This window comes from Ornithinibacillus sp. 4-3 (genome assembly GCF_040958695.1).
Taxonomy (GTDB): domain Bacteria; phylum Bacillota; class Bacilli; order Bacillales; family Amphibacillaceae; genus CALAMD01.
The window spans coordinates 2,664,501-2,686,001 of record NZ_CP162599.1; the positions used below are offsets into that span (position 1 = coordinate 2,664,501).

The window sequence follows — 21,501 nt, forward strand, 5'->3', positions numbered from 1 at the left end:
CTCATTTTAATGCTTCATAAATAGTATTTATATTGTACTTATACATTCCAATATATGTTCCTTCATCTGTACCTGCTTCACCCATAGCATCTGAATATAGTTCTCCACCAATTTCTACTTCAACACCGTTATTAGATGCTCCTTCAACAACCGCATTGATGGAATCTTGATTCACACTACTTTCAACAAAGATAGCAGGTACTTGATGTTCTTCAATTAAAGCAATTGTTTCATTAATATCAGAAACACCAATCTCACTTTCCGTACTTAATCCTTGTAAACCAACTACTTCAATATCATGTAGTTTACCAAAGTAACCAAATGCATCATGAGCTGTTACAAGCACACGTTTTTCTTTCGGTATACTTTGCAATTTTTCCGCTTCTTCCTTTAATTCCTCTAATTGTGCAAAATAAGCCTGCTTATTTTCTTCAAAATCATCTGCATGATCTGGTGCAAATTCTTTCAATTCTTCTACTGCAGCATCTAATGCATCTTGCCATAAATTATAATCAAACCAAACATGTGGGTCAATAGCGCCTGCCTCTTCTTCGTCATCTAAGAGAGCACTTTCTGGTAATGTTTCTGCAATTGCTAATACTGGTTTCTCTCCTGCAATTGCTTCAAATGAATCAACCATATTCGCTTCTAAATTTAATCCACTATAAAAAATAACATCTGCATCACTAAGCTTTGCTATATCACTTTGTGTTGGATTATATAAATGTGGATCAACAGATGGCCCCATCAAACTTTCTACATTAACATGTTCTCCACCAATTACCGATAATGGCTCTCCGATTTGCGCAATGGTTGTAACTACTTGGATTTTATCATCATCTCCAGATCCATTTCCGTTATCTGAGCTGCATGCTACTAAGAATAGCATTCCCATGATTACTCCTAAGATGATAAATTTTTTCCAACTTTTCTGCATTATGCTTTCCCCCTTAAATCTTTCCTTCGGTAAACTTTATTTTATATCACCACTTTATGTGTCTCGTTTCATTTTGTCAAGTATATTTTAGGGGGAGAATTATTTTTCCTTAAGGAAACATTTGTTTTTTCCCTTCACAGAGCCATTTTAAAAAATAAAAAAATTCATAAAAATAGGTTGCCCAAAATTTCTCAGGCAACCTAAACATTTTTAATTTCAATAGCTAACTATATTTTTTTGGTGCAGCTTGCAAATATGGAAAAAGCTGATCTTCCCAAATTTCATAAATCCGTTTTAATTCTGTAACAGGATCCTGGTGCTCATCAGCACGTATATCACATAATGGATAAGCTTCTTTATCTACTACGTATAATGCTGCAGATTGCTTTCCACGTTTATCTCCTCCCGCTAATTGTCCTGCAATTAGAGCATCCAATAATCGTTTAGGCAAAAATCCCCCTTCTGATGCTGAAAAGCTCTCTGCCATTGCTTGAATCGTATCTTCACCAACAAGCATATTTCCTGCTATGGCAAACTGATCACCAACATAATGTCCAGCCCATGGCACCGTATTATCTCCTGTAAATGCTACGGCATTTCCTTGTGCATCCACAATAGCTACTTGACGAAGATGATAATCCTCATCGTCATTTTGTAATGCTTCTAATACTTCTTGTGCTGTTTTTCCTTCTTGTAAATAACGAATTCCGTCGATACCAAAATAAGGATTGACCTGTGCTTGAGTCGCTACAGCGCCTATATTTGGAAGAATATGTGGTACAAGAGAGCCAACACAAGGGCGTGCGGTACTCACTGCGATACCAAGTTGGCCGGTTTCTTTACAGCGTGCTGTAATGGAGAAGGTATTAAACATTAACTCTTTCATCTATATTTCCCCCTATTTAATAGCTTTTAATACTTCTTTAAATTTAGGATGCTCTGCTGTTCGAAGCATTTCAAATAAAGCCATTTCAACAGAGGTTAATGAAATGTTCTCTTTTTGCAAACGGCTTAATGCAAGTTCATGATTGTCTTTAGTTCTTGAGCTCACCGCGTCTGCAACTACTTGTACATTATAGGATAAAGAAGTTAATGCTTTTGCTGTTTGGTAAATACAAATATGGGATTCAATTCCTGCAAGCAATACTTGTTTTCTTTCTGTTTGTTGGAGTTCCTTTATAACTGCTTCCGTTTCGAGCGCATTAAATGTCATTTTTGAAATAGGTGCTTCTGTTGTTAGTAATTCTGAAATTTCTGGAGATGTTGGTCCTAAACCTTGAGGATTTTGTTCCATCCAAATAATTGGGATATTTAATGTTTGTAGTCCTTTTATTAATTGAACTGTTTTCTTATGAAGTTGTTCACTATCGTGGATAATTTGTGCAAGTTTTCCTTGTACATCTACTAGCATGAGTACAACATCAGTTTCCTTTAACATAATAATCCTCCTGTCATTTATGTGCTTACTCTTATCATATAATAACCCTATACCTTGCTCAAATTATTACTTTAAACAAAGTATAGGGTCTATTTTTTTATCCTAAAAATACTGCTCCATAAATAAGTGCTCCCGCTACAACAAACACAGGGCTTATTTTCAGTCTTTCTAAAGCTAGATATCCAGCAACGACTAAAATAATCGTATGGGTAATTCCCGAGCTTTCATAGGAGTTAAAAAAGAAATTATATGTCATCACACCAAGCAATACCGCAATCGCCGGACGTACATATTGAGTTAACTTTTTTACTTTAGGAGAATTTTTATATTTTAATAAAATACGTAATAGGACTAATAATAAAATGATCGAAGGCGCTACGGAAGCAAATAAACCAATAGCTGCACCCAGAATACCTCCTTGATCATATCCGATAAATCCAGCAAGCTTTGTTGCAATAGGGCCTGGCAAACCATTTCCAAGTGCCACCATTTCACTATATTCATTGACAGTATACCATCCATAACGATGGACTACTTCATGCTCTAAAAGTGGAATTGTTGCTGGTCCCCCGCCATATCCCAAAATATTTGCTATGAAATTGGCTAGAAATATTTTTAAATAAATCATTCTTTTTCCACCTGCCTACTTCGTTCACGATAAAGTAAAGCAGCAACAATTAAGACTGCAACAACAATAGCTGGGTGAATATGGAATACCTGCATTGCCACAACACTCAGCACTGCAATTCCAAGCGTAGATACCCACCCCATTGCATTTTTAGAAACTCTAATAAAATCCCAAGCCATTACTCCAATCATAACTGCAGCAATTGGAATAGCTCCCTTCGCCATTCCTTGTACCCATGGTGTATCTTTATAAGCATTCAAGGCTGTTAATAATATAATCATCAAAATAATAGTAGGCACTGTTGTAGCAATTAACGCCGTAAGCATACCTTTAAATCCAGCTACTCGATAACCAATATAACCTGATAGCTTCGTATTTATTGGACCAGGTAATGTATTAGCTAATGCCAGTAAATCAGAGAATTCGTCATCATCCATCCACTTGAATGTACCTACAACTTCTCGTTGCATTAACGGAATCGCTGACATTCCACCGCCAAACCCTAGCATTCCTGATCGAAAAAAAGCGATAAAAAGATCAATTTGCGTTTTCAAAAAAACACTTCCTTCATTTCTGTAAATTACTTTAGATGTACACAGTTACAAATGAAAGAAGGAAACCAGTTAAACTTAACCTGATTCCCTCTCTCTTTCTTATATCCGTATGACCTTGAAAAGATTACATCCGAATTCCCATTAAAAAAATTGTAAATTCGTGACATCCTTCTAAGGCTTTATAAAAACTTATTCATGTATAGATTACCAAGCAACTACTGCTCCATCTGTACGTGACTCTGTTCCACCAACTAATACACCTGTTTCTGGATCACGCCAAATGATTTGCCCACGACCAAAGCCATTAGGATCAAGCGCAATCTGTATATCATGTCCTTTTTGATGTAATCCATCAGCAAGATGATGGTGAAATCTTTCTTCTACTTCTACATGCTTTCCATAATCCCAACGCCAGCGTGGTGCATCAATTGCTTGCTGTGGGTTAAGTTTGAAATCAATTGTATTTACGACTAATTGTAAATGACCCTGTGGTTGCATATATCCACCCATTAATCCGAATGGACCTACCGGCTGATCTCCTTTTGTTAAGAAACCAGGAATAATTGTATGGTAAGTTCGCTTACCACCTTTTAATACATTCACATGCTCCTCATCAAATTTGAAATCTTTCCCACGGTTTTGCATTGCAATTCCAGTACCTGGAACAACAATACCTGATCCAAACCCTTTATAGTTACTTTGAATGAAGGAAACCATATTTCCTTCATTATCAGCAGTACATAAATAAACCGTTCCACTACCAAATGGTTTACCAGCTACTGGTAGTAAAGCTTCTTCAGAAATTAAGCTTCTACGATGCTCTGCGTAGGCATCACTTAAAATTTCTTCTACTGTATGCTTCATATGCTTCGAATCTGTTACATGTTGTAATGCATCTGTAAATGCTAGTTTTGTAGATTCAATTTGCTTATGCATAGAGTCTACTGTATCTCTCTCCGTTAAATCAAAGCCTTCTAAAATCTTTAATGCCTGTAATGCAATGATTCCTTGGCCGTTTGGAGGAATTTCCCATACATCATAACCACGATAGTTCACGCTAATCGGGTCTACCCACTCTGCATAGCACTCTGCTAAATCTTCTTTTACAAAATAACCACCATTTGCTTCTGAAGCAGCTACAATTTTATCTGCTAGCTCTCCACGATAAAAAGATTCTGCATTTGTTTCTGCAATGGAGCGTAATGTGTTTGCATGATCTTGAGATGACCAAATTTCTCCTGCTTTTGGAGCATGCCCATCTGGAGCGAATACACGGAACCATTCATCAAATGCTTCTCCTTTTAATTCTTTCTTAAAGGTATCATAAGCGCTCTTCCATAATCTGCTTAAATTAGCTGGAATTGCATAGCCTTCTTCTGCATAACGAATTGCTGGTTCTAATACTTCCGTTAACGGTAATTTACCGAATCTTTCTGATAAAGCCTTCCAAGCACTTGGAGCACCCGGAACTGTAACTGGTGTCCAACCATAGTCTGGCATTTCTTCATAACCTGCCGCTTTTACTTTTTCAGTAGAAATATTCCTAGGTGCACATCCACTAGCATTAAGTCCATGTAGCTTTCCTTCTGTCCATACTAATGCAAATGCATCTCCACCAATACCATTAGATGTCGGTTCAACAACAGTTAAACATGCTGCTGTTGCAATTGCAGCATCAATCGCATTTCCACCTTTTTTAAGTATTTCTAGTCCTGCTTGTGCTGCTGTTGCTTGAGATGTAGCAACCATACCATTGCGCCCATAAGTAGCCTGCCTTTTAATTGGATATGGGTGGGATAATTTATCAAAAGATACCATAAATAACGCTCTCCTAACATTTTGTTTTATAAATTAATGAGTAAAAAAACATCGTATAAATCCTTTATTTATCATAATAAAGTTGTATATCTTTGTCAATCCTTTACTTTATTTTAAATCAAAATTGACTATCATTGCTTTCTTTTTATACTATAATGGTTTTATATGCTTTCATTTTGTTAAGTATGATAAGATGAAGGAGAATAATTCTTCATTTATTCAACATATATGCATATTTTACGATTTATATAAAAGTTGTTAAGCTAAAAATAAAAAAGCTCCTTAAACATAAAAAAATGAGGTGTCCTGTCATGCGTAAATATGATGATATCGATCGAAAATTATTAGAGGAATTGATTAAAGATGGCCGTAAATCTTACGTAGAGCTTGCTGAAGTTGTTGGTTTATCAAGAGTTGCAGTAAAAGATAGAATCCAGCATTTGGTGGATTCTGGAGTTATTGAAAAATTTACTGTGGTAATTAATTCAGAAAAAATAGGTCAGAAAGTATCTGCTTTCTTTGAAGTTGATGTAGAGCCTAAACAATTATTAGAAGTAGCAGAAAATTTAGCTGCAAATCTAAATGTCGCAAGTATTTATCAAATGACTGGGCCAAGCACATTACATATGCATGTGCTTGTTGAAGATTTCCAGAAATTAGAGGAATTTATTAACCGCGAGCTTTATTCTGTTCAAGGAATTACGCGAGTGGAAAGCCATGTTATTTTAAAAAGATTTAAAAGCCGGACTGGTTATAAATTATAAGATTATCCTTCTAATAAAAACTGACCTGCTTTTATCGCAGATCAGTTTTTATTAGTTTTTCTGATTTTGTTCTTTTAGTAAATCACGAATTTCTGTTAATAAAGCTTCTTGTGCTTCTACTTCTTCCTCTTCTACCTCTTCTTGTTTGCGTTTGAATTTCATTAATAAACGAATAAATAGGAAAATACAGAGTGCTATAATAAGAAAATCAAAAACAGATTGAATAAATGCGCCATACATAATCTCTGCATCCCCTACTTTATATGAGAGGCCTTCAAAATTTACCCCGCTTAAAACCACACCAATAATTGGCATAAAAATATTTTCTACTAAAGAAGTTATGATTTTACCGAATGCTGCACCAATGATTACTGCAACTGCTAGGTCTAAAACATTTCCTTCAAATGCAAATTCTTTAAACTCTTTCCACATTTTTTCTCCTCCTTCCTCTTATATCAAATTTTACTTTATTTTGTCTTTATTTGTAAACATAAATAATCTTAAAATTTAGTATAGTTTGTTTTAATTTGTTAAAGTATTACTATTTCTATCATATCCTCATTTTTCTTGTCGGTTATGATATAATGTTAAAGCTTTTTGAAAATCATTTCAATTACTAGCTGTTTATTATAAATTAAGGAGCGATCAGGTATAGTGTTTAAAGATAATCGCTTTACTGGGTTGACGGTAAGTGATTTACGTCGAGATTTAATTGCCGGAATTACTGTAGGAGTTGTTGCCATCCCACTAGGAATGGCTTTTGCTATTGCTTCAGGAGTTAAGCCTGAGTATGGGCTTTATACAACTGTTATTGCCGGACTAATTGTTGCTTTGATGGGTGGTTCTCGTTTTCAAATTGCTGGTCCTACGGGAGCTTTTATCCCAATACTTCTTGCTATTGTCTTACAGTATGGTTATGAAGACTTACTTATTGCAGGATTCTTAGCAGGGATTATGCTAGTCATTATGGGATTTTTTAAGATTGGTAATCTAATAAAGTTTATCCCACGATCCGTCACCATTGGTTTCACCTCTGGAATTGCTGTTATTATTTTTTCCGGGCAAATCGAGGGGTTTTTAGGTTTACAGAACATGGAGAAGAAAGAATATTTTCATGAAAATATGCTACAAATCATTCAAAATATTGGGACTTTTAATTTCTATAGTGTGTTGCTTGCCATTATTGGAATTTTACTGATTATATTTGTGCCTAAGTTCTTTCCAAGGATTCCTATTTTACTCGTTGCACTAATTATTCCTACATTTATCAGTATTCTTTTATTTCCAGATAAAGTAGCTACTATTGGAACTGAATTCGGCGGTATATCTCAAAAAATTCCAAGTCTTACATTACCAGACTTAAGCTGGGAAAAAATCCTGTATTTATGGCAGCCTGCATTTGTTATCGCTATGCTAGGCGGTATTGAGTCCTTACTTTCTGCAGTTGTTGCAGATGGAATGACAGGAAAACAACATAATTCCAACCGCGAGCTAGTAGGTCAAGGAGTTGCGAATATGGTTACGCCATTGTTTGGAGGAATTCCTGCAACAGGTGCAATTGCACGTACGGCAACAAATATTCGAGCAGGTGCAGTCAGCCCTATATCTGGAGTTGTTCAAGCATTATTTGTTCTATTAACTGTGCTTCTTTTTGCGCCATATGCAGCACATATTCCACTGGCAAGTATGGCACCTATTCTTATGATTGTTGCCTTTAATATGAGTGAACGCAAAGCTTTCTGGCATATTTTAAAACTACGCACTGCTGATTCACTCGTACTCCTTGCAACATTTTTATTAACAGTATTTGTTAATTTAACGATTGCCGTTCCAGTTGGACTAGTTCTTGCTATGATTTTATTTATCAAACAGATGAGTGGTGTCCTAGCAGTAGAAAATATCAAAGCAGAAAATCATAATGTGATTAAAACACCTGAGAAGGTTTGTCCACAAATTGCTAGCTTTACAGTACATGGTCCATTATTTTTTGGAGCATCTGATCGTTTTGAAACATTAATTACCCGAAGTCTCAACAAACGACCGGCTGTACTCATTTTGAAAATGCGGCATGTTTCCACCATTGATGTAACAGGTGAAGCTAACTTAGCCACATTGGTACGCGATTTTCAAAAAACAAACGGCGTGGTATTAATAGCAGAATTAAAGGAACATCCACTTAAAATGCTAGAGAAAAGTGGATTATATGATATTATCGGGCCAGAACATTTCTTTAAAACAACAACAGAAGCTATTAATTATGCACTCGGAAAAATACAAGTAAACGAATGTATTTATTGTGCTCAAAACGGTCACAAGACCTGTCAAACATATGTAGAAATGGAACCACGTTCATAAGTTGAGGCTGCTAGAAATATTATTTTCTAGCAGTCTTTTAATAGAGTAAGAAAGTATATAAAATTTACGCAAATTAATGCATATTCAGAGATAGCGCTGTCTAGCTCCGAGCGCCAAAAACTAAGAGATTTCGCGTCACACCCTACAATAAGTCAACATCGGTTCGTTACCTCACCGTGTTTCCTTTATCTCGGTTGTGCCGCTCCAATCTCTACGTTTTTAAGCGGGCGCTCTGCGCTTTTCGTTCTATACAAGCCTACTTCTGGCATACACTCATATTGCGAAAGTATCCTCATGTGATAAAATGTAGATATTTACATTATTTATAAAATTTCTTTAATTAGGAGAGGATTTTGGGATATGACAACACAAGCTTTCAGTGATAGGCTACAAGACATCTTTACCCATCTTCACAAACACCCAGAGCTTAGTTGGGAAGAATATGAAACAACAGCTTATATAAAAAAATTAGTTGAGCCTTACTCATGCAAAGTAACAACATTTGAAGATATTCCTGGACTTGTTGTAGAAATTGGTACAGGCAAACCAGTTATTGGAATTCGTGCAGATATGGATGCACTATGGCAAGAAGTAGATGGTGAATTCAAAGCAAATCATTCTTGCGGACATGATGCACATATGACAATTGTAATTGGTGCACTTCTACATATGCTGGAAAATGGTGCACCTGAAAAAGGAACTTTCCGCTTTATTTTCCAACCTGCTGAAGAAAAAGGTGGCGGTGCTCTTGCACTGGTAGAACGCGGCGTAGCAGATGATCTTGATTATTTCTACGGGATGCATCTAAGACCTATTGAAGAATTACGTCATGGACAATTCGCGCCTGCCTTACAGCACGGTTCAGCTCGCACCGTTAGAGGTACAATTAAAGGAGAAGATGCACATGGGGCACGCCCTCATCTAAATGCAAATGCTATTTTAGTTGGTACAGAGTTTTTCCAAATGCTTAATAATATGTATCTTAACCCGTTAGTACCTCACTCTGCAAAAATGACATCCTTTCAAGCAGGTGGAAAAAGTACTAATATTATTCCTGGGAATGCAACATTTGCCTTGGATATGCGTGCGCAAACAAACGAAGCAATGGATCAACTCGTTGAAAAAGTGGAAGGAATTGCAAAAACACTTGCAGTACATCATGGGATTGAAATTGACTTAGACTTTTCAGCTCATTTACCTGCAGCAGTAATTAATGATGATGCAACTAGCCTTTTACGTGACGCTATTGTTGAAACGGTTGGAGAAGAGCAATTGGCACCAATGGTAGTAACAACTGGTGGAGATGATTTCCACTTCTTTACAATTAAACGTCCACATATTAAAGCAACAATGCTTGCTGTAGGATGTGACCTTTCGCCTGGCTTACATCATGCTCAAATGACATTTAACCATGAAATCCTCCCACAAGCGGTAGAGGTAATGATAAATGCATTAATTCGTACTGCAAAGCTAGACGCTTAAAGATTAGGAGGAATATGCTTGTTATGAAAGATATAGAAATTCGTTTATTAACTTCCATTGATGACATGAATATCATGCAACAGGTAGAAGAGACTGTTTGGAGCATGCCGCCAATCCCTGTTCATCAAACATATACCGCTAATCATAATGGCGGTATTTATTTAGGAGCTTTTATAGACAAGGAGCTTATTGGTTTTTTAAATAGCTTTCCTGGCTATGACCCTAAAACAAAAAAAGCATATCTATGTTCACATATGATGGGCATCCTACCAGAACATCGTCACCGTGGTTTAGGTAGAATACTAAAATTAAAACAAGCGAAAATTGCTAAAGAGATGGGTTATGAGATGATCACATGGACATTCGACCCACTTGAAAGCCGAAATGCTTATTTAAATATCCATAAACTCGGTGCAACTGGAGCAATCTATTTACAAGATCATTATGGTTCATTAAATGACAGCTTGAATCAAGGTCTTCCTACTGATCGTATTATTATTAAATGGGATATTACAAAAGAGCATCAAGTGCACAAGCCTGAGCTGGATGAAAATAAAGTTTTACTACGTCAAGCCGCTAATCAAGAGCCAGTATTAACAGAAGCATACCAAGATGACTTAGCTCCAGGAGTTTGGTTTGTAGAGATTCCAGAAGATTTTCAGACAATGAAAAAAGATAATTTTGAGTTAGCCAAAAATTGGCGTTATCAAGTTCGAGAAGTTTTTGAAAAGCTGTTTGCACTTGGTTACCAAGCTACTAATATTTTACGCATTCCAGAAAAGAATCAAAGCTATTATGTATTTTCTTTAAATAATGAGGAGGAATAACAACATGACAATTCCAATTAAACAGATTAAATTAAGAAAAGTAGAAATGAAATTACTCGATCCATTTACAACAAGCTTCGGTACCTTCCAGGAACGTGACTTTTTCATCGTAGAAGCTATCGACGGAGAAGGAAATATTGGTTATGGTGAATCTGTAGCATTTCATAGCCCATGGTATGCTGAAGAAACAGTAAAAACAAATGAGCATGTAATTGAAGATTTCTTAATTCCACTTTTACGTGATAATACAATAAATCATCCTGATGACGTATATGAAATTTTCAAGCCAATCCGCCGTCATAACATGGCAAAAGCAGCAGTAGAAGGTGCCATTTGGGATCTATATGCAAAACGCAAAAACATCTCACTTGCAGAAGCACTTGGTGGAGAAAGAAAACAGATTGATGTTGGAATTAGCTTAGGAATTGAACCAACAGTAGAAGCTCTCCTTGCTAATGTGAAAAAATATGTAGAAAAAGGCTATAAACGTATTAAAATTAAAATTAAGCCTGGCTTTGATGTAGATGTGTTACGTGAAGTTCGTAAGCATTTCCCTGACACACAAATTATGGCAGACGCAAACTCTGCATATACATTAGACGATATCGAACATTTACAGCAATTAGATGATCTTAACCTAACAATGGTTGAACAACCTCTTGCACATGATGATATTGTTGACCATGCGGATCTTCAAGCGGCAATGAAAACTCCTATCTGTTTAGATGAAAGTATTCATTCCTTAGAGGATACTAAAAAAGCAATAAAGCTTGGCAGCTGTAAGATTATTAATATTAAAATCGGACGTGTTGGTGGTCTTTCCGAATCCAAACGTATTCATGATTACTGTAAGGAACATGGTATCGATGTTTGGTGTGGAGGTATGTTAGAAGCTGGTGTTGGACGTGCACATAATATCGCAATTACAACATTAAGTAATTTCACACTTCCTGGAGATACAGCTGAATCTTCTCGTTACTGGGAAAAAGATATTATCGACCCTGCTGTTGAAGTTGAAAACGGGGTAATTACAGTTCCAGATAAACCAGGTATTGGCTATGATATCGATCATGAAGCATTAGAGAAATTTACAGTGAATGTGAAAACATTTGATTTATAATTCTACAGAAAAAAACGTCCTGGCGAAATTTCCGTCAGGACGCTTTTATTAATTATGCAAATGCATTCGTTAAACTCGGTACAACTTGCTTCTTACGTGAAACAACACCTTCAAGTAATGCACGATTATTTTCCAATGCTACTCCAAATGCCGCTTCTACTTTAGCTTGACCAGTACCTAAAGCTAACACTTCAGAGTTACTATTAATAATATCTGTTACAACGAAAACAAATAAATCTAATCCATTTTCAGCAATTTTCTTTTCAATTTCTGCTTCAAATTCAGCTTGCTGTGAATAAACTTCTGCAGTATTTACAGTGTTTACCTGTGCAATTTCTACTTTTGCATCATGCATTGCAAACTCCTTAGCATCCATTGTCAATACTTCTGCAATTGTTTTATCGCTTAAATCTACACCTGCTTGAAGCATATCTAAGCCATATGTATTCACATCAACATCAGCTAGCTTTTCTAATTCTTTTGCAGCTGCAATATCTTCTTCTGTGCAAGTAGGAGATTTAAATAATAAAGAATCTGAAACTATAGCAGAAAGTAATAAACCTGCTACCTGTTTTGAAATTTCTACATCGTTTTCTTTATACATTTTATAAAGAATTGTTGCTGTACAACCTACAGGCTCCGCACGGAAGTATAAAGGTTCATCAGTTTCGAAATTAGAGACTCGATGATGATCAATAACTTCAGCAATACGAACATCTTTAATATTATCCACACTTTGTTGAAACTCGTTGTGGTCTACTAAAATAACTTGTTCAGCATCTTCTACTTGCTCAATTAAACGAGGTAGCTCAGCACCAAAATAATCAAGTGCAAATTGTGTTTCTTTTCCAACTGCACCTAGACGAACTGCTTCCACATTGCCACCTAGTTTGTTCTTTAAATCTGCACAAGCAATAGCTGAGCAAATTGTATCTGTATCTGGATTCTTATGTCCAAAAACAAGTGTCTTGTTCATAATCATTCTCCTTATCTATCTTTTCAAATATCGTTATATTATTTTATCCCCCACTAGATTACCATAATTTCTAAGGAGATGGTTAATATTTTACTTACTTTCCTATATTTTTGAACTGCTCCACTTATTAACCCTGCAGTAACGGCCCTTACCCCTCCTCAGTTATTATCCTCTCGCTTCCAATAGGGGAGAAGCAACTAGATTAGATTGTTTTCAAAATCAGGATTCCAATTAATTATTTATACTTTTTAGCAACTAAATATTGAACAAATGGGAATATTATCAACGCAAAAATGAATACAGCTAACAAAAATACATTACTAGTTCCATTTACTAGTTTGTCAGCAAGTATAGCCGCCAGTATAACGAAATATAATATGGTGTAACTTATGTTCGAAGCTGTCTCTGTAATTTTCCGGCCAAGTTCTTCATCTTGTAATATACCATTCTTTTCAGCTTTATTTCCCCATGTGATTGCATATAACAAAAACATTGAAAACACACCCATTGCTATAATTTCATAAAACTCAATTTCTTTTCCCATAGTAAGCTTATAAATAATGTTTGCTAATAAAATTAGGGTAACAATACTAAATAAACTTATTTCAACTTTTTTACTCATTTTCCATCTCTCCCTCATTTAAAAATAGATTATCAACCCTAACTGCTAAAGTTTTAGCAATATTAAAGGCTAATTGTAAACTTGGATCATATTTATTATTCTCAATTGCATTGATTGTTTGTCTACTGACATTGCATAAATCCGCTAACTTCCCTTGAGAGATATTTTTCTTTTCGCGATACTCTTTTATTCTGTTCCGCATATATGCACCACCTCGGTAATTGTAAAACATCTTTTACACCTTTATTGTAAAATAAGATAAATTAGATGTCAAATACATTTTACACCTCTTCATATTTTTAGCATATTTTATCATTAGGATCTGCCCCATACTCGATGGGGAAATGGGTTTTCTATCGGAATAAATAAAATGATAATGAAGTTTACTATAAATTATGAGATAATTTGAACGTGTGAGTAATTTTAGAGAGGAAAAGCAGCTTTGGACAATCAAATACGTGAACAGTATATACCAAATAGCTTTAATAAAGATATTCTTCCTACAGAATCGTCTGCGCGAACATGGAAAACAAGAGATTATCTAACGATTTGGATGGGTTCTGTACATAATATCCCAAATTACCTTGTTGTAGGTGGATTATTTGCTTTAGGTTTCTCCGTAATGCAAGTGTTTTCTGCTATTATGCTGGCAGCTATTTTACTTGCTCTTATGATGGTATTAAATGGTCATGCAGGTTCCACTTATGGAATTCCCTTTTCTATTTATTTGCGTTCCTCATTTGGAGAAAAAGGCAGTATCATTATTGGAACATTACGTGGTGTAATTGCAGCTACATTTTGGTTTGGCTTTCAAACCTTTGCAGGAAGTCAGGCCATGCTTATTCTTATCGGGAAAATTTCCCCTAGCTTTCTAACACTTGGTGGAGATTTTAATTTTTTCGGTTTGACATTAGCGCAACTTATTGCATTTGTTATCTTCTGGTTATTTAATATTGTTTTTATTATTTTTGGGGTTGATTTATTAAACCGATTCACCAATATTCTTTCTATTTTTGTATATGTTATTTTTGGTGGTATGGCAATTTGGGCAGTTCAATTAGCTGGAGGAATTGCTCCTATTCTAAACCATATCCCACAAATAGCAGCAGGAAATGAAATTATTTTATTCATCGCTGGGATTACTGCAATTATCGCATCCTGGGCAGCACCGATTGTAAATGTTTCTGACTTCACCCGTTTTGCTACTTCTACAAAAGCTCAGGTAGTAGGACAATCTATTGGCTTAGTCATTACTTATCTTTTATTTGCTTTTGCTAGTATTGCAATTATCGTTGGATCAGAAATAGCATACGGAACACCGATATGGAATGTCCTTGATGTAGTTGCCTATTTTGATAATTATTTTGCGATATTACTTGCTGTTTTCACACTTTGTTTAACCACATTATCTGTTAATATTACCGGAAATATTGTACCTGCAGGCTATCAAATGGCAGCATTATTTCCTAAGAAACTAAACTTCAAATCAGGTGCATTTATCATCTCTATCTTGGGACTTATCATTATGCCTTGGAAATGGATGGAGGAAGCAACAAGCATCTTTACCTTATTAAATATGATTGGTGCTATGCTTGGTCCTGTAGCAGGGGTTATGCTTGCACATTATTTTATTATTTCAAAGAAAAAGTTGGATATACTTTCTCTATATACTGGTGAAGGGATTTATCGCTATTACTTTGGATTTAATATCCAAGCATTCTTTACTATCATTCTGACAAGCTTGCCATGCTTACTTGGTCAATTTATTCCTATGTTAGAGGCTTTCTTTCAAATGTCATGGGTAGTTGGAACAGGAAGTGCATTTATCTTATACATCCTTTTAGCTAGACTTTTTCCTCAAAAAGCAAGTAATCGAATTCATAACTAACTTATGCTAACATGAAGACAGTGGGAAAACTTAAACATAAAGGACGTTAAAATATGAAAAAAGTAGTTGTTATTGGTGCAGGTATTTTAGGTGCAAGTACCGCCTATCATCTTGCAAAAGAAGGAGCTGAAGTTACCATTGTCGACCGCAATGACATTGGTCGGGCAACAGATGCTGCAGCTGGAATAATCGGCCCATGGTTAGCCCAGCGACGTAATATGGCATGGTACAATTTAGCAAGATCGGGTGCTCGTTTTTACCCGGAAATTATTAAAGAACTTGCTCATCAAGGTGAAGAAAATACAGGCTATTCACGAGTTGGATTAATTGCCTTACATAGAAGTGAAGAGAGATTACTTGCTGCTGAAGAAAGAGCGTATACCAGAAAAGTAGATGCTCCCGAGATCGGAGAAATAAAAAAGCTCTCTCCAGAAGAAACGGTAGCAATGGTACCATTGCTCAGAGAAGATTGTCATTCTATTTACGTTAGCGGAGCAGCACGTGTGGATGGAAATGCTGTTCGTAACGCATTACTTAGAGCTTCAGAAAAATTAGGTGCCAAATTAGTTCAAGGAAATGCTTCTTTAATCGTTGAACAGCAGAAAAATATCGGGGTTCAAGTAGATGGTGAAAAAATTCATGCAGACGCTGTTGTAGCTGCTACAGGTGCATGGCTCGATGATTTATTAAAGCCACTTGATATGAAGCTAGGTGCCTATCCACAGAAAGCACAAATCATTCATCTAGAAGCAAGTCACATTAATATGGATAATTGGCCAGTCATCATGCCACCAAATAATCAATATATTTTACCATTCGATGACCGCATCATCATTGGTGCAACACATGAATCAGCTGCAGGCTTTAATCCTAATATAACTGCTGGTGGAGTTCACGAGGTTTTATCTAAAGCAATTGAAGTCGCGCCTGAATTAGCTGATCTAGAATTAAAGGAAATAAAAGTTGGCTATCGACCATTTATTCCTGGCTCTTTACCAATTATCGGTGAACTTCCAAATTATAAAGGACTATTCCTTGCTAATGGACTTGGTGCCTCTGGCTTAACTATTGGACCTTATGTCGGCCGTGAATTAGCTCTGATTGCACTTGGGAAATACAGTGAACTGAATCTAGCTGATTATCAAATGAATATTTTATAAATCTATTTTTTACGGACATAAAACAAGAGGTTGTACACCATTATAAGTATACAACCTCTTGTTTTAATTATTCTAATGAAGTGAAAACACGTGTTGCTTCCACTGCATTTTTCCAGCCTTTATATAATTTATCTCGCTGTTCATCCGTCATATTACGATGAAAAGTATAATCCTTTTGCCATTGCTCAGCTATTTCTTTTTTATCCTGCCAAAATCCTACAGCAAGTCCAGCCAAATATGCCACTCCTAAAGCAGTTGTTTCTTGAATAGATGCACGTTCTACATGTACATCTAATACGTCACTTTGAAACTGCATTAAAAAGTTATTCGATATCGCACCACCATCAACACGTAAAGCCTTCAATGGAAGCTCTGCATCTGCCATCATCGCTTCAAGTACATCACGAGTTTGATAAGCTAACGCTTCTAATGTAGCACGAACAATATGAGCACGTGATGTTGCTCTTGTAATACCAAACATAGCCCCACGTACATTACTATCCCAATAAGGTGTTCCCAAACCAACAAATGCCGGAACAACATACACTCCCTCATTAGAAGTAATAGATGTCGCATATTCCTCTGACTCTGCAGCATGATCTAGAATTTTCAATCCATCACGTAACCATTGAATAGCTGAACCTGCTACAAAAATACTACCTTCTAACGCATACTCTACCTCTCCATCAAGTCCCCATGCAATCGTAGTTAATAAACCATGATCAGAGGTTACAGCTTTTTTGCCCGTATTCATCAGCATGAAGCAACCAGTTCCATATGTATTTTTTGCCATACCTTCTTCAAAACAAGCCTGCCCAAATAAAGCTGCCTGTTGATCACCTGCAATACCAGCAATTGGGATTTCTACCCCCTGAAAATAATCTACATTTGAATATGCATAAATTTCTGAAGAGGAACAGACTGTTGGAAGCATGTTTTCTGGAACTGTTAAAATCTCCAATAATTCTTCATCCCATTGTAAATCGTGAATGTTAAACATTAGTGTACGAGAAGCATTAGAGTAATCTGTCACATGAGTTGTTCCACCAGAAAGCTTGTAAATAAGCCAAGTATCAATAGTCCCAAATAGCAAGTCTCCATTTACAGCCTTTTCTCGTGCACCATCTACATGATCTAAAATCCATTTCACCTTAGTACCTGAAAAATATGGATCTAGTAATAGCCCTGTTTTCGTTGTAAAAAGCTCATTATAGCCCTTTTCTCTCAATTCCTGACAAATATACTCAGACTGCCTTGATTGCCACACAATCGCCTTATAAATTGGTTTATCTGTGTGTTTATCCCAGACAACAGTCGTCTCTCGTTGATTGGATATTCCAATCCCTGCAATTTGTTGCGGATGGATGGATCGCTTTTCAAAAAGTTCTTCAATACAATCATACATCGTTTGCCAAATTTCCTCAGCATCATGCTCCACCCAACCTGATTCTGGAAAAAACTGTGTAAACTCTCTCTGAGTAGTAGAGACAATTTCTCCTCTTTGATTAAATAAAATAGCACGTGAGCTTGTTGTACCTTGATCTAATGATAAAATATATTTTTCTTTCATCTATTCCCACTTCTTTCCGATTCACCTAAAATTTGTTTAATATTTACAGGGTGCACTACGTTTGATATCCTTGTTTTAGGAACTAAAGGAGGGCACTCTATGAAAGGTAAATTAGCCGTATTAACAATTATACTCGTTGTCATCATCGTTATGATAATCACCTGGTTTGTACTTCAAGATGTTATCCGTGAATATGATATAGATACTACGTTAAATATATTATACGATACTAAGGAGTATACACTAAATAAAATAATCTAGCATACATAGGATTTTTAAGACCAAAAAGCGAAAGTCGCGCCCTTACAGGCTAAAGGCATGACGTCACCAGTACAACGTCCTGCACTAGTACGTCCTGTGCGTCGTAAAAACGTAGAGATTGCGCCCCCGTTCTTTGGGGGCTTCGATGTTAGTCGAACTTCCTTTACCCTCGAGATAAAGGAAACATGCCCCTTTAGGGGTATCCAACGTTAGGCTTTAGCCTGGTTTTAGTTGGGCTTCCTTATAAAACAAAGCCGATAACAAAGCCGATGTTGACTTTCACCTATAGGGCACGACGGACACGACGAGCTAGTATCGACGTTGGTCACAGGACCGTGACCGAACTTAGTCGATGAAAGTGCGACTATGACTCTGTCTGCGCCTGACGGTTTGCCAATCGTCAAGTCTTCTTTATTGTAGGGCGGCTCGCGTTAGCTCATAGTTTTTGGCGCTTAGAGCTAGACTTAGCGATCTCTGAATAAGAATAAATTTGTGCAGAATTTTTTACTTGCTTATTTCATAAAAAGAGACCAAAGTGGTGCAATATCTAATCATGAGATACTGCATCACTTTGGTCTCTTTACTTATTTTACTTTTGCTACTCTACGTTGTAGATTTTTATTATGATTCTCATCCAGCCTTCGAATAACTTCTCTAAATTTCAAATAAAAATATTGGAAAATCGGACTTTGAATAAAGGTTAAAAGAAAAGTAAAAATGAACACTGGTCCTCCTAGAGCAAATCCGATTAAGACAACCGTAATTTCAATCACGATACGCACTTTACTAATCGATCTGTTTAGTTTTTCAGCGATAGATAGTACAAAGCCATCCCTCGGTCCTGAACCAAGCCCTGCTGCATTATATAAGCCTCCAGCAAAACCAACAATTGATGTCCCAACTATAATAACAATTGAATCTATGAAAATATTTGTCTCTTTCGGTAAAAAATCCAACCATAGAAATAAATCAACGAAAAGTCCAATAACAATGATATTTAAAAACGTTCCTATTTTTACATAGCTTCTATCTAATATCCATGCTACACATACTAAAATAATTCCAATAATAATAGACCACGTACCGAAGGACAAGCCAAATCTATTCGTTAATGCCACACTCAATACATCCCATGGCTGAAGTCCGAGATGCTGCATATTTACTGTTATGGCAATTCCAAGACTAAATAAAATAAGACCAAATATAAAAAAAGCAAAACGAACGGCAAATACCATATATATCCTACTCTCATTGATTATTAAACATGATTCATGATGTTAAAAGAGAATTACATCAAGTTTCTTTAAGTTTATCAGACTAAATTTAACCTGTTTATACAATCATTATAATACATTATGTTAATGGTTATTGATGTACTTTCATAGATCCATATCCGTAGTTTACTCTCTAAACTAAAGCATCTGTAAAACTGAGGATCTTATAAATGAAAATAAATATTATTAAAAATGCCCTTTACAACTTTGCAATCGTAACGGACATTTTCCTAAACTCTAAGTACCTGAGGTGGGACTTGAACCCACACGCCCGCAAAGGCATCGGATTTTGAGTCCGACGTGTCTGCCATTCCACCACTCAGGCATATTCAATTAGAACGCACTACCTATTATACACCTTCATACTTTTAATAATCAAGATGAAATTAGGAACAAGATTTACCTATTTTTGAATCGAAAAACGCTCCTCATATTTGGGAGCGTTCTTCCAGGAAGGCGGCAACCGGATTTGAACCGGTGATAAAGGTTTTGCAGACCTCTGCCTTACCACTTGGCTATGCCGCCATATATACAGAAAAAGCGGAAGACGGGATTCGAACCCGCGACCCCCACCTTGGCAAGGTGATATTCTACCACTGAACTACTTCCGCAAGTGGCTGGGCTACAAGGATTCGAACCTTGGATGACGGGACCAAAACCCGTTGCCTTACCGCTTGGCTATAGCCCAATATAAGAAAACAAAAAAAGGGCGACCGGTGGGATTCGAACCCACGAGTGCCGGAGCCACAATCCGGTGCGTTAACCGACTTCGCCACGACCGCCATAGTATAAAGCAGGGGTAGCAGGATTCGAACCCACATTGACGGTTTTGGAGACCGTAGTTCTACCATTGAACTATACCCCTAAAAAAATGGTGGAGGGGGGCAGATTCGAACTGCCGAACCCGTTGGGAGCGGATTTACAGTCCGCCGCGTTTAGCCACTTCGCTACCCCTCCAACTTTGTATATAAAGGAAATGGTGGCTCGGGACGGAATCGAACCGCCGACACAAGGATTTTCAGTCCTTTGCTCTACCGACTGAGCTACCGAGCCAATTATGTATGATGTTTTGAAATAAAATGGCGGTCTGGACGGGACTCGAACCCGCGACCTCCTGCGTGACAGGCAGGCATTCTAACCAACTGAACTACCAGACCATTTTATTTTAATTTGGTTGCGGGGGCAGGATTTGAACCTGCGACCTTTGGGTTATGAGCCCAACGAGCTGCCGGACTGCTCCACCCCGCGATATGCTTTTATTTCATTTAACATGCTATTATGTTAAATGGTGGAGGATGCAGGGCTCGAACCTGCGACCCCTTGCTTGTAAGGCAAGTGCTCTCCCAGCTGAGCTAATCCTCCGAATGTTGGTGACCCGTACGGGATTCGAACCCGTGTTACCGCCGTGAAAGGGCGGTGTCTTAACCGCTTGACCAACGGGCCAGGTATAATAATAATGGCGGAGAGCAAGGGATTTGAACCCTTGAGACGGGTTTATCCGCCTACACGATTTCCAATCGTGCTCCTTCGGCCAGCTCGGACAGCTCTCCAGATAGATGGCTCCACAGGTAGGATTCGAACCTACGACCGATCGGTTAACAGCCGATTGCTCTACCACTGAGCTACTGTGGAATATACTTAAAATAAAGAATAACTATTACTTTTTATATTAAGAGCTCGACCATTGCCAAAGGACTTTATTTCTTCCGCAAAAAAATTAGCGACAACTATTATTATAATTGTTATTTTCAAAAAATCAAGTGTATTTTGAAAAAAATGGAAAGTTGTACCCTAAAAACTAAATAAGAGTGCATCATAACGTGTGAC

The 21,501-nt window shown here is 36.9% G+C and carries 20 protein-coding genes and 14 tRNA genes; 8 read left to right on the forward strand and 26 right to left on the reverse strand.

The window, feature by feature from the left end; genetic code table 11:
- Position 1: 1 nt before the first annotated feature.
- From AB4Y30_RS13050 to AB4Y30_RS13075, 6 genes are all read right to left on the reverse strand, one after another.
- Positions 2-937 (reverse strand): metal ABC transporter solute-binding protein, Zn/Mn family, encoded by a 936-nt coding sequence (locus AB4Y30_RS13050; protein WP_368652674.1) that lies wholly within the window; start codon positions 935-937, stop codon positions 2-4.
- Between the two features lie 223 nt (positions 938-1,160).
- Positions 1,161-1,823, reverse strand: coding sequence for a DUF1028 domain-containing protein (locus tag AB4Y30_RS13055; protein WP_368652675.1), 663 nt, complete (start codon positions 1,821-1,823; stop codon positions 1,161-1,163).
- Positions 1,824-1,835: 12 nt separating this feature from the next.
- Positions 1,836-2,375, reverse strand: a complete 540-nt coding sequence (locus tag AB4Y30_RS13060) for a hydrolase (RefSeq protein ID WP_368652676.1) — start codon at positions 2,373-2,375, stop codon at positions 1,836-1,838.
- 97 nt (positions 2,376-2,472) lie between these two features.
- On the reverse strand, positions 2,473-3,003 hold the full coding sequence (locus tag AB4Y30_RS13065; protein ID WP_368652677.1) for a chromate transporter: 531 nt from the start codon (positions 3,001-3,003) through the stop codon (positions 2,473-2,475).
- Positions 3,000-3,557: a chromate transporter gene (locus tag AB4Y30_RS13070; protein ID WP_368652678.1), complete on the reverse strand. Its 558-nt coding sequence runs from the start codon at positions 3,555-3,557 to the stop codon at positions 3,000-3,002. The genes AB4Y30_RS13065 and AB4Y30_RS13070 overlap by 4 nt, the downstream gene beginning before the upstream one ends.
- 204 nt (positions 3,558-3,761) lie before the next feature.
- The gene (locus AB4Y30_RS13075; protein WP_368652679.1) at positions 3,762-5,375 is read right to left on the reverse strand and encodes a gamma-glutamyltransferase family protein; all 1,614 of its coding nucleotides are present in this window, start codon (positions 5,373-5,375) and stop codon (positions 3,762-3,764) included.
- A 311-nt stretch (positions 5,376-5,686) separates the two neighbouring features.
- Between AB4Y30_RS13075 and AB4Y30_RS13080 the strand changes: the two genes are divergently transcribed.
- Positions 5,687-6,139, forward strand: a complete 453-nt coding sequence (locus tag AB4Y30_RS13080) for an Lrp/AsnC family transcriptional regulator (RefSeq protein ID WP_368652680.1) — start codon at positions 5,687-5,689, stop codon at positions 6,137-6,139.
- 51 nt (positions 6,140-6,190) lie between these two features.
- Here the strand turns inward: AB4Y30_RS13080 and mscL are convergent, their stop codons facing one another.
- Entirely contained in the window at positions 6,191-6,571 is a 381-nt protein-coding gene (gene mscL / locus AB4Y30_RS13085; protein ID WP_368652681.1) for a large conductance mechanosensitive channel protein MscL, read from the reverse strand.
- Positions 6,572-6,793: 222 nt separating this feature from the next.
- Here mscL and AB4Y30_RS13090 point away from each other — a divergent pair, with 222 nt between their 5' ends.
- From AB4Y30_RS13090 to menC, 4 genes are all read left to right on the forward strand, one after another.
- Positions 6,794-8,494: a SulP family inorganic anion transporter gene (locus tag AB4Y30_RS13090; protein ID WP_368652682.1), complete on the forward strand. Its 1,701-nt coding sequence runs from the start codon at positions 6,794-6,796 to the stop codon at positions 8,492-8,494.
- A 360-nt stretch (positions 8,495-8,854) separates the two neighbouring features.
- On the forward strand, positions 8,855-9,976 hold the full coding sequence (locus tag AB4Y30_RS13095) for a M20 peptidase aminoacylase family protein (RefSeq protein ID WP_368652683.1): 1,122 nt from the start codon (positions 8,855-8,857) through the stop codon (positions 9,974-9,976).
- A gap of 23 nt (positions 9,977-9,999) precedes the next feature.
- A complete protein-coding gene (locus AB4Y30_RS13100; protein ID WP_368652684.1) occupies positions 10,000-10,803 on the forward strand; it encodes a GNAT family N-acetyltransferase in 804 nt (267 codons plus the stop codon).
- A 4-nt stretch (positions 10,804-10,807) separates the two neighbouring features.
- Positions 10,808-11,923 (forward strand): o-succinylbenzoate synthase, encoded by a 1,116-nt coding sequence (gene menC, locus AB4Y30_RS13105; protein WP_368652685.1) that lies wholly within the window; start codon positions 10,808-10,810, stop codon positions 11,921-11,923.
- A 52-nt stretch (positions 11,924-11,975) separates the two neighbouring features.
- Here menC and AB4Y30_RS13110 read toward each other — a convergent pair whose 3' ends face one another.
- From AB4Y30_RS13110 to AB4Y30_RS13120, 3 genes are all read right to left on the reverse strand, one after another.
- Positions 11,976-12,899, reverse strand: coding sequence for a manganese-dependent inorganic pyrophosphatase (locus tag AB4Y30_RS13110; RefSeq protein ID WP_368652686.1), 924 nt, complete (start codon positions 12,897-12,899; stop codon positions 11,976-11,978).
- A 235-nt stretch (positions 12,900-13,134) separates the two neighbouring features.
- A complete protein-coding gene (locus tag AB4Y30_RS13115) occupies positions 13,135-13,521 on the reverse strand; it encodes a hypothetical protein (RefSeq protein WP_368652687.1) in 387 nt (128 codons plus the stop codon).
- Positions 13,514-13,723, reverse strand: a complete 210-nt coding sequence (locus AB4Y30_RS13120; RefSeq protein ID WP_368652688.1) for a helix-turn-helix transcriptional regulator — start codon at positions 13,721-13,723, stop codon at positions 13,514-13,516. The genes AB4Y30_RS13115 and AB4Y30_RS13120 overlap by 8 nt, the downstream gene beginning before the upstream one ends.
- Before the next feature lie 240 nt (positions 13,724-13,963).
- Between AB4Y30_RS13120 and ncs1 the strand changes: the two genes are divergently transcribed.
- Together ncs1 and AB4Y30_RS13130 are read left to right on the forward strand one after the other, a co-directional pair.
- Positions 13,964-15,409: an NCS1 family nucleobase:cation symporter gene (gene ncs1 / locus AB4Y30_RS13125; protein ID WP_368652689.1), complete on the forward strand. Its 1,446-nt coding sequence runs from the start codon at positions 13,964-13,966 to the stop codon at positions 15,407-15,409.
- Between the two features lie 53 nt (positions 15,410-15,462).
- Complete coding sequence (locus tag AB4Y30_RS13130; RefSeq protein WP_368652690.1) at positions 15,463-16,569, forward strand: NAD(P)/FAD-dependent oxidoreductase; 1,107 nt, start codon at positions 15,463-15,465, stop codon at positions 16,567-16,569.
- Between the two features lie 67 nt (positions 16,570-16,636).
- On the opposite strand, the gene glpK is transcribed toward AB4Y30_RS13130, so the two are convergent.
- The gene (gene glpK / locus AB4Y30_RS13135; RefSeq protein ID WP_368652691.1) at positions 16,637-18,139 is read right to left on the reverse strand and encodes a glycerol kinase GlpK; all 1,503 of its coding nucleotides are present in this window, start codon (positions 18,137-18,139) and stop codon (positions 16,637-16,639) included.
- A 99-nt stretch (positions 18,140-18,238) separates the two neighbouring features.
- Between glpK and AB4Y30_RS13140 the strand changes: the two genes are divergently transcribed.
- Complete coding sequence (locus tag AB4Y30_RS13140; RefSeq protein WP_368652692.1) at positions 18,239-18,400, forward strand: hypothetical protein; 162 nt, start codon at positions 18,239-18,241, stop codon at positions 18,398-18,400.
- A 584-nt stretch (positions 18,401-18,984) separates the two neighbouring features.
- Here AB4Y30_RS13140 and AB4Y30_RS13145 read toward each other — a convergent pair.
- From AB4Y30_RS13145 to AB4Y30_RS13215, 15 genes are all read right to left on the reverse strand, one after another.
- Positions 18,985-19,635 carry a YitT family protein gene (locus tag AB4Y30_RS13145; RefSeq protein ID WP_368652693.1) on the reverse strand — a complete coding sequence of 217 codons (651 nt, stop codon included), beginning with the start codon at positions 19,633-19,635 and terminating at the stop codon, positions 18,985-18,987.
- A 281-nt stretch (positions 19,636-19,916) separates the two neighbouring features.
- Positions 19,917-19,999: transfer RNA gene (locus AB4Y30_RS13150), tRNA-Leu, on the reverse strand.
- A gap of 129 nt (positions 20,000-20,128) precedes the next feature.
- Positions 20,129-20,199: transfer RNA gene (locus AB4Y30_RS13155), tRNA-Cys, on the reverse strand.
- A gap of 14 nt (positions 20,200-20,213) precedes the next feature.
- A tRNA-Gly gene (locus tag AB4Y30_RS13160) sits at positions 20,214-20,285 on the reverse strand.
- 3 nt (positions 20,286-20,288) lie between these two features.
- Positions 20,289-20,362 (reverse strand) — tRNA-Gln (locus AB4Y30_RS13165).
- Between the two features lie 20 nt (positions 20,363-20,382).
- A tRNA-His gene (locus tag AB4Y30_RS13170) sits at positions 20,383-20,456 on the reverse strand.
- A 12-nt stretch (positions 20,457-20,468) separates the two neighbouring features.
- Positions 20,469-20,539: transfer RNA gene (locus AB4Y30_RS13175), tRNA-Trp, on the reverse strand.
- 7 nt (positions 20,540-20,546) lie between these two features.
- Positions 20,547-20,631 (reverse strand) — tRNA-Tyr (locus AB4Y30_RS13180).
- Between the two features lie 20 nt (positions 20,632-20,651).
- Positions 20,652-20,727 (reverse strand) — tRNA-Phe (locus AB4Y30_RS13185).
- A 27-nt stretch (positions 20,728-20,754) separates the two neighbouring features.
- Positions 20,755-20,831, reverse strand: a tRNA-Asp gene (locus AB4Y30_RS13190).
- A 14-nt stretch (positions 20,832-20,845) separates the two neighbouring features.
- Positions 20,846-20,922, reverse strand: a tRNA-Met gene (locus tag AB4Y30_RS13195).
- Positions 20,923-20,960: 38 nt separating this feature from the next.
- Positions 20,961-21,036, reverse strand: a tRNA-Val gene (locus tag AB4Y30_RS13200).
- A gap of 6 nt (positions 21,037-21,042) precedes the next feature.
- Positions 21,043-21,117: transfer RNA gene (locus tag AB4Y30_RS13205), tRNA-Glu, on the reverse strand.
- 14 nt (positions 21,118-21,131) lie between these two features.
- Positions 21,132-21,224: transfer RNA gene (locus AB4Y30_RS13210), tRNA-Ser, on the reverse strand.
- A gap of 7 nt (positions 21,225-21,231) precedes the next feature.
- Positions 21,232-21,306: transfer RNA gene (locus AB4Y30_RS13215), tRNA-Asn, on the reverse strand.
- Positions 21,307-21,501: the final 195 nt, after the last annotated feature.

What these genes read in the sequence shown, in the direction of transcription:
- AB4Y30_RS13145 (WP_368652693.1), bottom strand. Translation starts at nt 19,635, where the DNA reads ATGGTATTTGCCGTTCGTTTTGCTTTTTTTATATTTGGTCTTATTTTA.
- menC (WP_368652685.1), top strand. Translation starts at nt 10,808, where the DNA reads ATGACAATTCCAATTAAACAGATTAAATTAAGAAAAGTAGAAATGAAA.
- AB4Y30_RS13075 (WP_368652679.1), bottom strand. Translation starts at nt 5,375, where the DNA reads ATGGTATCTTTTGATAAATTATCCCACCCATATCCAATTAAAAGGCAG.
- AB4Y30_RS13110 (WP_368652686.1), bottom strand. Translation starts at nt 12,899, where the DNA reads ATGAACAAGACACTTGTTTTTGGACATAAGAATCCAGATACAGATACA.
- AB4Y30_RS13130 (WP_368652690.1), top strand. Translation starts at nt 15,463, where the DNA reads ATGAAAAAAGTAGTTGTTATTGGTGCAGGTATTTTAGGTGCAAGTACC.
- AB4Y30_RS13115 (WP_368652687.1), bottom strand. Translation starts at nt 13,521, where the DNA reads ATGAGTAAAAAAGTTGAAATAAGTTTATTTAGTATTGTTACCCTAATT.
- AB4Y30_RS13050 (WP_368652674.1), bottom strand. Translation starts at nt 937, where the DNA reads ATGCAGAAAAGTTGGAAAAAATTTATCATCTTAGGAGTAATCATGGGA.
- mscL (WP_368652681.1), bottom strand. Translation starts at nt 6,571, where the DNA reads ATGTGGAAAGAGTTTAAAGAATTTGCATTTGAAGGAAATGTTTTAGAC.
- AB4Y30_RS13080 (WP_368652680.1), top strand. Translation starts at nt 5,687, where the DNA reads ATGCGTAAATATGATGATATCGATCGAAAATTATTAGAGGAATTGATT.
- AB4Y30_RS13140 (WP_368652692.1), top strand. Translation starts at nt 18,239, where the DNA reads ATGAAAGGTAAATTAGCCGTATTAACAATTATACTCGTTGTCATCATC.
- AB4Y30_RS13100 (WP_368652684.1), top strand. Translation starts at nt 10,000, where the DNA reads ATGAAAGATATAGAAATTCGTTTATTAACTTCCATTGATGACATGAAT.
- glpK (WP_368652691.1), bottom strand. Translation starts at nt 18,139, where the DNA reads ATGAAAGAAAAATATATTTTATCATTAGATCAAGGTACAACAAGCTCA.
- AB4Y30_RS13120 (WP_368652688.1), bottom strand. Translation starts at nt 13,723, where the DNA reads ATGCGGAACAGAATAAAAGAGTATCGCGAAAAGAAAAATATCTCTCAA.
- AB4Y30_RS13065 (WP_368652677.1), bottom strand. Translation starts at nt 3,003, where the DNA reads ATGATTTATTTAAAAATATTTCTAGCCAATTTCATAGCAAATATTTTG.
- AB4Y30_RS13095 (WP_368652683.1), top strand. Translation starts at nt 8,855, where the DNA reads ATGACAACACAAGCTTTCAGTGATAGGCTACAAGACATCTTTACCCAT.
- AB4Y30_RS13060 (WP_368652676.1), bottom strand. Translation starts at nt 2,375, where the DNA reads ATGTTAAAGGAAACTGATGTTGTACTCATGCTAGTAGATGTACAAGGA.
- AB4Y30_RS13055 (WP_368652675.1), bottom strand. Translation starts at nt 1,823, where the DNA reads ATGAAAGAGTTAATGTTTAATACCTTCTCCATTACAGCACGCTGTAAA.